The sequence below is a fragment of the Laedolimicola ammoniilytica genome, from assembly GCF_025567165.1.
GTDB lineage: Bacteria > Bacillota > Clostridia > Lachnospirales > Lachnospiraceae > Laedolimicola > Laedolimicola ammoniilytica.
In genome coordinates this window covers 44,457-56,212 of record NZ_JAOQKC010000023.1, presented here as the reverse complement: position 1 = coordinate 56,212, position 11,756 = coordinate 44,457, and the positions used below count along the sequence as shown (strand labels likewise).

9 protein-coding genes are annotated in these 11,756 nt (G+C 49.6%); 8 read left to right on the top strand and 1 reads right to left on the bottom strand.

Features of this window, described 5'->3' with window-relative positions; genetic code table 11:
- Positions 1 to 119 precede the first annotated feature (119 nt).
- The gene (locus OCV63_RS14245; RefSeq protein WP_158364941.1) at positions 120 to 341 is read right to left on the bottom strand and encodes a hypothetical protein; all 222 of its coding nucleotides are present in this window, start codon (positions 339 to 341) and stop codon (positions 120 to 122) included.
- Between the two features lie 283 nt (positions 342 to 624).
- On the opposite strand from OCV63_RS14245, the gene nifJ reads away from it, so the two are divergent.
- From nifJ to OCV63_RS14205, 8 genes are all read left to right on the top strand, one after another.
- Positions 625 to 4,173 (top strand): pyruvate:ferredoxin (flavodoxin) oxidoreductase, encoded by a 3,549-nt coding sequence (gene nifJ / locus OCV63_RS14240; protein ID WP_158364939.1) that lies wholly within the window; start codon positions 625 to 627, stop codon positions 4,171 to 4,173.
- Between the two features lie 255 nt (positions 4,174 to 4,428).
- Positions 4,429 to 5,067 (top strand): phosphoribosyltransferase, encoded by a 639-nt coding sequence (locus OCV63_RS14235; protein ID WP_158364938.1) that lies wholly within the window; start codon positions 4,429 to 4,431, stop codon positions 5,065 to 5,067.
- 258 nt (positions 5,068 to 5,325) lie between these two features.
- Positions 5,326 to 7,566 carry a formate C-acetyltransferase gene (gene pflB / locus OCV63_RS14230; protein ID WP_158364945.1) on the top strand — a complete coding sequence of 747 codons (2,241 nt, stop codon included), beginning with the start codon at positions 5,326 to 5,328 and terminating at the stop codon, positions 7,564 to 7,566.
- Positions 7,553 to 8,290: a pyruvate formate-lyase-activating protein gene (pflA, locus tag OCV63_RS14225; protein WP_158364936.1), complete on the top strand. Its 738-nt coding sequence runs from the start codon at positions 7,553 to 7,555 to the stop codon at positions 8,288 to 8,290. Before pflB ends, pflA begins: the two co-directional genes overlap by 14 nt.
- A 311-nt stretch (positions 8,291 to 8,601) precedes the next feature.
- Entirely contained in the window at positions 8,602 to 9,366 is a 765-nt protein-coding gene (locus OCV63_RS14220) for a DeoR/GlpR family DNA-binding transcription regulator (protein WP_158364934.1), read from the top strand.
- Between the two features lie 30 nt (positions 9,367 to 9,396).
- Complete coding sequence (locus OCV63_RS14215) at positions 9,397 to 10,818, top strand: rhamnulokinase (protein ID WP_158364932.1); 1,422 nt, start codon at positions 9,397 to 9,399, stop codon at positions 10,816 to 10,818.
- Between the two features lie 164 nt (positions 10,819 to 10,982).
- A complete protein-coding gene (rpsU, locus tag OCV63_RS14210) occupies positions 10,983 to 11,159 on the top strand; it encodes a 30S ribosomal protein S21 (RefSeq protein WP_004054229.1) in 177 nt (58 codons plus the stop codon).
- A 276-nt stretch (positions 11,160 to 11,435) separates the two neighbouring features.
- Positions 11,436 to 11,756 (top strand): ATPase, encoded by a 321-nt coding sequence (locus tag OCV63_RS14205; RefSeq protein WP_158364930.1) that lies wholly within the window; start codon positions 11,436 to 11,438, stop codon positions 11,754 to 11,756.

Genomic DNA, 11,756 nt, shown 5'->3' with positions numbered 1-11,756 from the left:
CAGGAAAAAGCAAGAAAAAGAAACCCCCACCCCTCAAGAATGAGGGGCAGGGGAGTTGAATAGGCGAAGCCTATTTTTTATGCTTCGGATAAAAATGCCGGAACCACTGTGACGTCTATTTACATGCGGTTCGTAAACGCGTCGATGCTATGTACCTGCCGGGCCAGGGAAAACCAGCGGTTCAACTGGGCGTTGCTTCGCTGATTCAGGATCTGCTCCCGGATACGCAGGGGCACCTCCCCGTAGTCGGACAGGGTCTCCAGGATGCATTCCGCTTTCCCAGCCGCAATCCCGTAGGAGTGCGCTTTATCATAGAGCAGAGAATCATAGTCGTCTGTCATTTGAATTTCCTCCTTGTCTGTAGAAAGAAGGTACCACACAAATCCAGACAAATCAAGTAAAATTATGGAAAAGACAAAAGCAGACAGAGAGAGACAGGAAGGAAAACGTACAGGATGAAAAAAATATCGTGACATTGTACAATAAAAATACACAGAATCCGCAAATGTACATCAAAAAATACAACAATCAAATGGACAACCGCCAACCAATATGTTACAATCAACTACGTATGAAGATATGAAAAATGCCTTGCCAGGGCTGATAAAATAAGGAGGAAATATCATGGCTAGAAAAATGAAGACCATGGATGGAAACCATGCAGCAGCGCATGTATCTTATGCGTATTCTGATGTTGCGGCTATCTATCCGATTACCCCGTCATCTGTTATGGCAGAAGCTACCGACGAGTGGGCTACACAGGGAAGAACCAACATCTTCGGACAGACCGTACAGGTTACCGAGATGCAGTCTGAGGCTGGAGCAGCTGGCGCTGTTCACGGATCTCTGGCAGCAGGTGCTCTGACCACTACCTTCACAGCATCCCAGGGACTTCTTCTGATGATCCCGAACCTTTATAAAGTAGCAGGCGAGCAGCTTCCGGGCGTATTCAACGTATCCGCACGTGCGCTTGCAAGCCACGCACTGTCTATCTTCGGAGATCATTCCGACGTATATGCCTGTCGTCAGACCGGTGTTGCAATGCTTTGCGAGTCCAGCGTACAGGAAGTTATGGACCTGACTCCGGTTGCACACTGCGCAGCTATCAAAGGTAAGATTCCGTTCATCAACTTCTTCGACGGTTTCCGTACATCTCATGAGATCCAGAAGATCGAGACATGGGATTACGAAGATCTGAAGGATATGGTTGACATGGATGCCATCGACGCGTTCAGAAAGAATGCCCTGAACCCGAACCATCCCTGCCAGAGAGGTTCTGCACAGAACCCGGATATCTTCTTCCAGGCAAGAGAGGCATGTAACCCCTACTACGATGCTATGCCGGCTATCGTACAGGAGTACATGGACAAAGTAAATGAGAAGATCGGAACAGACTATAAGCTGTTCAACTACTACGGAGCAGCAGACGCAGAGCACGTTATCGTAGCTATGGGTTCTGTATGCGATACCATCGAAGAGACCATCGACTATCTGGTAGCAGCAGGCGAGAAGGTCGGCGTTGTAAAGGTACGTCTGTACCGTCCGTTCAGCGCAGAGGCACTGGTAGCAACGATTCCGGAGAGCGTAAAGAAGATTACCGTTCTTGACAGAACCAAGGAGCCGGGAGCTCTTGGCGAGCCGCTGTACCTGGATGTAGTAGCAGCTCTGAAGGGAACCAAGTTCAACGACACACCGGTATTCACAGGCCGTTACGGACTGGGATCCAAGGATACCACACCGGCACAGATCGTTGCTGTATACAAGAATGATAGCAAGCAGAAGTTCACCATCGGTATTGTAGATGATGTTACCGGACTTTCTCTTGAGACAGGCGCTCCGCTGGTAACCACTCCGGCAGGAACCATCAACTGCAAGTTCTGGGGACTGGGCGCAGACGGTACCGTAGGCGCAAACAAGAACTCCATCAAGATCATCGGCGACAACACCGACATGTACGCTCAGGCTTACTTTGATTATGACTCCAAGAAGTCCGGCGGTGTGACCATGTCCCACCTCCGTTTCGGTAAGAGCCCGATCAAGTCTACCTACCTGATTCACAAGGCAAACTTCGTAGCATGCCACAATCCGTCCTATGTACGTAAGTACAACATGGTACAGGAGCTGGTAGACGGCGGTACTTTCCTGCTGAACTGCCCGTGGGATATGGAAGCTATCGAGAAGCATCTGCCGGGCCAGGTAAAGAGCTTTATCGCAAACCACAACATCAAGTTCTATGTGATTGATGGTATTAAGATTGGTAAGGAGATCGGACTGGGCGGACGTATCAACACCGTTCTGCAGTCTGCATTCTTTAAGCTGGCGAACATCATTCCGGAGGAGCAGGCTATCGAGCTGATGAAGGCTGCTGCAAAGGCTACCTATGGCAGAAAGGGTGACGCCATCGTTCAGATGAACTACGACGCTATCGACGCAGGCGCTAAGCAGGTTGTTGAGATTACCGTTCCGGAGAGCTGGAAGAATGCAGCTGACGAGGGACTGGACTTCACACATGCAGAGAACGGCCGCGGCGACGTTGTAAACTTTGTAAATGATATTCAGGCAAAGGTAAACGCACAGGAAGGAAACAGCCTGCCTGTATCCGCATTCAAGGATTACGTAGACGGTACTACACCGAGCGGTTCCTCTGCTTATGAGAAGCGTGGTATCGCAGTAGATATCCCGGTATGGAATCCGGAGAACTGTATCCAGTGTAACCGTTGTTCTTATGTCTGCCCGCACGCAGTTATCCGTCCGGTAGCCCTGACAGAGGCTGAGGCAGCTGCAGCTCCGGAGACCATGAAGGTTGTTCCGATGACTGGTATGGCAGATTACAAGTTCTCTATGGTAGTATCTGCTCTTGACTGTACCGGATGCGGCTCCTGTGTAAACGTATGCCCGGGCAAGAAGGGTGCGAAGGCACTGGCTATGGAGAACATGGAAGCAAATATCGCAGAGCAGAAGGGCTTCGACTACGCAGTAACCCTGCCGGAGAAGACCGCTGTTATCGAGAAGTTCAAACCGGCTACTGTAAAGGGAAGCCAGTTCAAGACTCCGCTGCTTGAGTTCTCAGGCGCATGCGGCGGCTGCGGCGAGACACCGTACGCAAAGCTGATCACACAGCTGTTCGGTGACAGAATGTACATCGCAAACGCGACAGGATGCTCCTCTATCTGGGGTAACTCCTCACCGTCCACACCGTACACCGTAAACCAGAAGGGTCAGGGTCCTGCATGGTCCAACTCCCTGTTCGAGGATGCGGCTGAGTTCGGTTATGGTATGAGCCTGGCTCAGAACGCTGTCAGAGGCGGACTGAAGGCTAAGGTTGAGGCTCTCATGGAGACTGCAGGTGATGATGTAAAGGCAGCAGCACAGGAGTGGCTGGATACCTACGGCGTAGGCGCTACCAACGGCGCAGCTACTGACAAGCTGGTAGCAGCTCTGGAAGCTTGCGGATGCGACGCAGCAAAGGAGATTCTGAAGGATAAGGACTTCCTGGCTAAGAAGTCTCAGTGGATCTTCGGTGGTGACGGTTGGGCATACGATATCGGCTTCGGCGGTGTAGACCACGTACTTGCAAGCGGCAAGGACATCAACGTCATGGTATTCGATACCGAGGTATATTCCAACACAGGCGGACAGGCATCCAAGTCTACCCAGACCGGTGCTATCGCACAGTTCGCTGCAGCTGGTAAGGAAGTTAAGAAGAAAGATATGGCTTCCATCGCTATGAGCTATGGCTATGTATATGTAGCTTCCATCGCTATGGGTGCTGATTACAACCAGTGTGTAAAGGCTATCGCAGAGGCAGAGGCATATCCGGGACCGTCCCTGATCATCGCTTACGCTCCGTGTATCAACCATGGTATCAAGAAGGGCATGAGCAAGGCTCAGACAGAGGAAGAGCTGGCTGTTAAGGCTGGTTACTGGCACTGCTTCCGCTTCAACCCGGCAGCTCCGGCTGAGGGCAAGAGCGCGTTCACTCTGGATAGCAAGGAGCCGACAGGCGACTACAAGGAGTTCCTGAACGGAGAGGTTCGTTACAACTCTCTGGTACGTGCTAATCCGGAAAGAGCTGAGAAGCTGTTCGCAGAGGCTGAGGAGAACGCTAAGGCAAGATACGAGTATCTGAAGAGCCTGGGCGAGCTGTACGCTCCGAAGAAGACAGAGGAGTAATCCTTTCGTCGACATGCCAAAAAGCATAATGAGATAAATAAGAATCCGGCAGAGATACGGGAAACCGTGTTTCTGCCGGATTCTTTACGGAACAGAGAATTCCGCTGGAATTTCCTGTACCGTAAAAGTAAGTGGTCAAAATATCAGAAAAATCTAATAATTGTAAAAATAGTGAAAATAGTGAAAAAACAATATGAAAATCAAAGGAAATGTGATACAATAACAGCATAAACCAAACATAAAAGGGGGCATTTTATGGAAACAAGGATGTTTAAGGTGTATGCAAAGGCAGATCCGGCCGTGTCGCTGAAGGTGATTCCGGGTCATTTCGCCACAAACCATTCCTACATCAATTATTACATTGATCTGACCACACTGAAGGCGCGCCAGAATGAAGCCCAGGCGGCAGCGAGATTGCTGGCCTATTACTCCAACTACAGCATTGTGGACACCATCGTATGCCTGGATGGCTGCGAGGTGATTGGAGCATATCTGGCAGAGGAGCTGACCAAAGCCGGAGTCCGTTCCATCAATGAGCACAAGACCATCTATATCGCGACTCCGGAGTACCATACCGGAGGCCAGCTGATTTTTCGTGACAATATGCAGATGATGGTCCGGGATAAGAATATCCTGTTGCTGCTGGCTACAGCCACCACCGGAAAAACCCTGAATCAGAGTATCGAGTGTATCGAGTATTACGGCGGCAAAATCAGTGCCATCAACGCGATTTTCAGCGCAGTAGATAAGGCACATTCCATTCCGGTCAACGCCATTTTCACCCGGAAGGATATGCCGGATTATCAGACCTACAGCTTCCGTGACTGCCCCCTGTGCCAGAAGCAGGAGAAGGTAGACGCCATTGTCAATACCTTCGGTTACAGCAGACTTTAAAGAAGATAAAATAAAACGTCGGACGAGTTCGGAACGGTACAAAAAAGCATTCCACTTGTCCGACGTTATTTTTTGACTATTTTGTCCAGAAATTAACAAAAAACAAGAAAATGTACCACAGAAAGAACAAAAAATATGCATAAAATCCATTGATTTAGGCAAAAATTCATGTTAAAATTTTAACGGATTAGGGGATGCTAATCTGAAAATGCTGCAGACTATATAACAGATACAGGAGGAAATACAATGACAGAGAACATGGCATGGGAAGGCTTCCGTGGACGATTCTGGAAAGAGGAGGTCAATGTAAGAGACTTTATCCAGAAAAATTATCGCCCCTATGAAGGTGATGAGAGATTCCTGGCAGGACCGACGGCAGCTACAGAGGAACTTTGGGGAGAGCTGCAGAAGCTTCAAAAAGAGGAGCGCGCCAAAGGCGGCGTTCTTGACATGGAGACGGAGGTGGTATCCGGAATTACCGCTTATCCGGCAGCGTACATTGTAGAGGGCAAAAAGGAGCTGGAGAAGGTTGTAGGACTTCAGACAGATAAACCGCTGAAACGCGCGTTTATGCCCTATGGCGGTATCAAGATGGCGGAGCAGGCCTGCACAACTTATGGATATGAGCCCTCTGAAAAGCTTCATGAGATTTTTACAAAATATCATAAGACACACAATCAGGCGGTGTTTGATGTATATACGCCGGAGATGAAGAGAGCCCGTCATAATAAAATTATCACCGGACTTCCGGACAGCTACGGACGCGGACGTATTGTGGGCGATTACCGTAGAGTAGCATTATATGGAATCGATTTCCTGATTGCGAAGAAGGAAGAAGATTTTGCCAACTGTGGCGACGGTACCATGTTTGACGACGTGATCCGTCAGCGGGAGGAGCTGGCAGAACAGCTTCGTTCCCTGAAGGAAATGAAGGAGATGGCGGCATCTTACGGCTTTGACATCTCCGGACCGGCAAAGAATGCAAGAGAAGCAGTGCAGTGGCTGTATTTTGGTTACCTGGCGGCGATCCGCACCCAGAACGGAGCAGCCATGAGCGTGGGCCGCGTGTCTACATTCCTGGACATCTATCTGGAGCGGGATCTGGAAAATGGAATTCTGACAGAGGCAGAGGCACAGGAGCTGGTGGACCATTTCGTTATGAAATGCCGTATGGTAAAATTTGCCAGGGTTCCTTCCTACAACCAGCTGTTCTCCGGAGATCCGGTATGGGCGACCCTGGAGGTAGCAGGCATGAGCATGGACGGACGCTCTATGGTAACGAAGACAGATTATCGTTTCCTGCATACACTGGAGAATATGGGACCCAGCCCGGAGCCGAACCTGACGGTGCTTTATTCCTCCCGTCTTCCGAGGGCGTTCAAGGAGTATGCTGCGGCAATTTCCGTACGGACCAGCTCTATTCAGTATGAAAATGACGACGTGATGATGCCGGTATGGGGAGACGACTATTCGATCTGCTGCTGTGTATCCGCAACGCAGACAGGAAAGGAAATGCAGTTCTTTGGAGCCCGGGCGAACCTGGCAAAGTGTCTGCTCTACGCGCTGAACGGCGGTCGGGATGCCAAGACCCGGGAGCAGGTGGGACCGGAGTATACGCCCTATGTGGGAGAATATCTGGAGTATGACGAGGTTATCCGCAAGTACGATAGGATGATGGACTGGCTGGCGCGCCTTTATGTGAATACACTGAACGCGATCCAGTATATGCATGACAAATACTATTACGAAGCGGCTGAAATGGCGCTGATAGACACGGAAGTGCGCCGTACTTTTGCCACCGGAATTGCGGGATTCTCCCATGTGGTAGATTCCCTGAGTGCTATCCGCTATGCCCGGGTAAAGGCTGTCCGGGATGAAGAGGGCCTGATTGTGGACTATGAGGTGGAGGGAGATTTCCCGCGTTATGGAAATGATGACGACCGTGCCGACGATATCGCCGTATGGCTGCTGAAGACCTTCCTGGAGAAGATTAAGAAGTGCCATACTTATCGGAATTCGGAGGCTACTACCTCGATTCTTACCATTACCTCTAATGTGGTTTACGGAAAGGCTACCGGCAATATGCCGGACGGACGCAAGGCAGGCGAGCCGCTGGCGCCGGGCGCAAACCCCAGCTATGGAGCAGAGCAGAACGGACTTCTGGCGTCCCTGAATTCTGTGGCGAAGCTGCCTTATGAATACGCGCTGGACGGTATCTCCAATACCCAGACCATCAATCCGGGTGCCCTTGGTCACAGTGAAGAGGAGCAGAAGAAAAATCTGACAGCGGTTCTGGACGGCTATTTCGATCAGGGAGCGCACCATCTGAATGTAAATGTGTTTGGAAGAGAAAAACTCATAGACGCCATGGAACACCCGGAGAAGGAAGAATACGCTAATTTCACGATCCGTGTTTCCGGCTATGCAGTGAAGTTTATCGATCTGACCCGGGAACAGCAGATGGACGTCATAGCGAGAACTTGCCATGACCACATGTAGAGTACATTCCCTGGAAAGCTTCGGGGCCGCCGATGGTCCGGGAGTGAGATATGTGATCTTCCTTCAGGGCTGCCGGATGCGCTGCCAGTTCTGTCACAATCCCGATACCTGGGAGGAAGCTGCCGGAACGGTCTATACGGCAGAGGAGCTGCTCTCAAGGGCGCTTCGTTATCGAAATTACTGGGGCAGTCAGGGAGGCATCACCGTCAGCGGCGGCGAACCTTTGTTGCAAATGGATTTCCTGCTGGAGTTTTTCACCCTGGCAAAGGAAAAAGGCATTCATACCGTCCTTGATACGGCAGGACAGCCATTTACCAGAGAAGAACCGTTTTTCGGAAAACTGGAAAAGTTGATGAAGGTAACAGATTTACTGCTGTTGGATCTGAAGGAAATGAATCCGGAACGGCACCGGAGACTGACAGGCAGGGAAAACAGCAATATCCTGGAGTTTGCCCGCTATCTTTCCGAGATTGGAAAGCCAGTCTGGATTCGGCATGTGCTGGTGCCGGAGCGGAGCGATTTTATCGGGGATCTGCAGGCGCTCAGGGCTTTTACCGAAACGCTCGCGAATGTGAAACGAATAGAGGTTTTGCCCTACCATACCCTGGGAGTTTTTAAATGGGAAAATATGGGCATCAAATATCCCCTGGAAGGAATCCGGCCGCCGGAACCGGAGCGGGTTCGGCAGGCAGAAGAGATTCTGGGCTGCGGGGAACGGAGATAAGATGAAAAACCGATGTGCAGATTTTTCTGCCATCGGTTTTTCTGTAATAGGAAATTCTTATGGAATCCCCTATTACAGAAAAAATATTATCGCACTGCGGCGGAGAGGTAGTATGTCGCTTACGCGACCCGCCGCAGGCGGAGAATCCTGCTATGCAGGATTCTTTCTTAAACTATCATGTTGAGTTTGTAATATTTTCAACTAAAAACCAAGAAAAACTACTATAAAAACCAAGAAAAACATGATATAATAAATTCAAATAAGATAAAATAGAATACGACAGGAAAAAATTTACAAAGGGAGGAGAAGAAATGCTAGCAATCGAACGTAAAAATGAAATTCTTGCGATTCTTCAGAAGGAACAGCGGGTTCTCGTTTCCGAGCTGAGCAAACGGTACGATGTAACGGATGAAACCATCCGGCGCGATCTGGAGAAGCTGGAGATCGAGGGCTTTGTAAAAAGAACCTACGGAGGAGCCGTCCTGAATAAGAATAAAAATGTGGATATGCCCCTGCGGATCCGGGAGAAAACCAACCGGGACGAAAAACAGGTGATTGCCGGACTGGTGGCAGGCCTGGTGGAGGAAGGCGATCGGATTATGCTGGATGCGTCGTCCACCTCCCTGATGATTGCCAAGGAACTGAAGGAAATGAAGAAGCTTACGGTTATTACCAACTCCGTGGAGGTACTGATTGAGCTGGCCGGTCACGATGGAATCCAGGTAATTTCCACCGGAGGCAATTTAAACGAAAGCTCCCTTTCCTTGGTGGGAAATGCGGCCCAGAAGGTTCTGAACGGCTATCATGTGGATAAAGCGATCTTTTCCTGTAAGGGAATTGATATGAAGGAGGGCATGACAGACTCCAACGAGCTGGACAGCGATATCAAGATTGCCATGTACGGCTGCGCTGACACAGCAATTCTGGCTGTGGACAGCAGTAAGTTTGACCGGGTTTCCTTTGTGAAATCCATGATGCTGAAAAAAGGGGATGTAATTGTGACCGATCGGAAGCCGTCAGCCGAATGGCTGAGTTTTCTGGAGGAACAGGGGGTTCGTCTGGTCACACAGGGATAAAACACATAAAAAGAAGGGAAGGAATTACTTATGGGAGAGAAAATTTATAACCTGGCCTTTGATTTTGGGGCATCCAGCGGACGTATGGTGCTCTGTAAGCTGGAGGACGGCAAACTGGAGCTTGAGGAGCTGCACCGTTTTCCGAATCATGAGGTACGTGTAGGGGGACATATTTACTGGGATCTGTTCGGCCTCTACCATGAACTGAAGCAGGGCCTGAAAAAAGCGGCGGCTAAGAAGGTGCCGATTCAGTCTCTGGCGATTGATACCTGGGGCGTGGACTACGGCCTTTTTGACAAGGACGGAAACCTTATCGGCAATCCGGTGAATTACCGGGATTCCCGTACGGACGGCGTTATTGACGAGATCGGGAAGATCATTCCGTTGGAGGAACTTTACAACCGTACCGGAATTGAGTTTATGTATTTCAACTCCATCTTCCAGTTATACGCGGAGAAGAAGATGCGTCCGGTGATTCTGGACAACGCAAAACGGATTCTCTTTATGCCGGAGCTGTTCGGTTATTTCCTGACCGGTATCATGTATACAGAGTATACCTTCGCAAGCACTTCCCAGCTTCTGGACGCCAGAAAGCGGGAGTGGGATTATGATTTGATTGAAAAGCTGGGGCTGAACAAAGAAATGTTTGGCGACATCGTAATGCCTGGCACCATCATCGGCGGACTGCTTCCGGAAGTAGAGGAGGAGACCGGTCTTAAGGATGTGAAGGTCATTGCGGTAGGCAGCCATGATACGGCGTCCGCAGTGGCGGGCGCGCCCCTGGAGTCCGACGACGCGGCCTTCTTAAGCTGCGGTACCTGGTCCCTGCTTGGTATGGTTCTGGACGAGCCGATTTTAAATGAAGCATCCTATAAATATAACTACACCAACGAGGGCAGCATCGACGGTAAGATTCAGTTCCTGAAGAATATCAATGGTCTGTGGATTATGCAGAATCTGCGCCGGAACTGGTGCGAGTTCGAGGGAGAGGTAGGCTTCCCGGATATTATCCGCGAGGCGCGGGCTGCCAGACGTCAGGACTTCAGTATCAATCCGAAGGATCCACGGTTTACAGCACCGCTGAATATGATGAAGGAGATCGTCGGTTACTGTGAGGAGACCGGACAGGGAACCCCCGAGGGACTGGGCGAAATGGCCATGGCTATCTACAACGGCCTGACTGAGGAGTACCGCAAGTCTGTCAAATATATGGAGGAGATCACCGGAAAGACCGTTTCCTGCATCAATATGGTGGGCGGCGGTATCCAGGATCAGCTTCTCTGCGAGTTGACCGCAAAGAAAACCGGAAAGCGCGTCATGGCGGGACCGGTAGAGGGATCGGTTCTGGGCAACAGCATTGTACAGTTGGTGGCCATGGGAGAAATCAAGGACGTGCAGGCGGGGCGTCAGATTATCCGGGATTCCTTTGAGGTGAAGATTTACGAGCCTTAATTTGGCCTTAATTTACCGAATACGGTGAAAAAAAGTATTGACAGAATACCGATTAGCCACTATAATCTTATGTGTGCAAGGATACCTTTGCGAATCAAAGGTAAAATACCCAGACAGTTGTCTCGTGCACAATACACAACTGGAGGGAGGTTAGGTGTGAAACTATGTCAAATGTAATCGTAAAAGAGAACGAGACTTTAGATAGCGCTCTGCGTCGTTTTAAAAGAAACTGTGCAAAGGCAGGCATTCAGCAGGAGATTCGTAAGAGAGAGCATTACGAGAAGCCCAGCGTAAGACGTAAGAAAAAATCTGAAGCGGCTAGAAAGCGTAAATACAACTAATTGTGCATGAAATTCCTCGACGTATGTCGGGGAATTTTTTCTCTAACAGGGGAAATTACACACAAGTGTGTAAAATGTATCATTATCCGAAAGCAGTAAAAAAGAGGCGTTTTCCAATGCGTCAAAATGCCGAAAGTATAGAAATTTATACATAAATTTGTAGAAAATGCCAATGGAAAATGATACATTTTAGGTGGATTTTGCTATAGCTTTTTTAAAAAAAAGAGTATAGTATAATCTGGATTCAAAGACTATGACGAGACAGGAGGGATTTGCATGGAGCAGATGGAAGCAGTGCTGGGCAGGCTTTCTGAGATCGAGAGCGCGGCGGTAGCGCTGGAGAAGAAGGCTGCAGAGCAGAAGAAGCAGATCGCGGCTGAGTATGAGGCGAAGACACAGGCCTTTGATAAGGAGATTGACGCGCAGACCCAGGAAAAGCTGAAGACATTGAATGAGAAGCTGAACCTTTCGGCGGAGAATGAGCTTTTGAAAATGAAGCAGGAGACGGACCGGGTGCTGGCAGACATGGAAGCGGAGTACAACCAGAACCATGAGAAGCTGGCGACTGCGATTTTCAATAAGATGATAGGAGAATAG

What these genes read in the sequence shown, in the direction of transcription:
- OCV63_RS14245 (WP_158364941.1), bottom strand. Translation starts at nt 341, where the DNA reads ATGACAGACGACTATGATTCTCTGCTCTATGATAAAGCGCACTCCTAC.
- nifJ (WP_158364939.1), top strand. Translation starts at nt 625, where the DNA reads ATGGCTAGAAAAATGAAGACCATGGATGGAAACCATGCAGCAGCGCAT.
- OCV63_RS14235 (WP_158364938.1), top strand. Translation starts at nt 4,429, where the DNA reads ATGGAAACAAGGATGTTTAAGGTGTATGCAAAGGCAGATCCGGCCGTG.
- pflB (WP_158364945.1), top strand. Translation starts at nt 5,326, where the DNA reads ATGGCATGGGAAGGCTTCCGTGGACGATTCTGGAAAGAGGAGGTCAAT.
- pflA (WP_158364936.1), top strand. Translation starts at nt 7,553, where the DNA reads ATGACCACATGTAGAGTACATTCCCTGGAAAGCTTCGGGGCCGCCGAT.
- OCV63_RS14220 (WP_158364934.1), top strand. Translation starts at nt 8,602, where the DNA reads ATGCTAGCAATCGAACGTAAAAATGAAATTCTTGCGATTCTTCAGAAG.
- OCV63_RS14215 (WP_158364932.1), top strand. Translation starts at nt 9,397, where the DNA reads ATGGGAGAGAAAATTTATAACCTGGCCTTTGATTTTGGGGCATCCAGC.
- rpsU (WP_004054229.1), top strand. Translation starts at nt 10,983, where the DNA reads ATGTCAAATGTAATCGTAAAAGAGAACGAGACTTTAGATAGCGCTCTG.
- OCV63_RS14205 (WP_158364930.1), top strand. Translation starts at nt 11,436, where the DNA reads ATGGAGCAGATGGAAGCAGTGCTGGGCAGGCTTTCTGAGATCGAGAGC.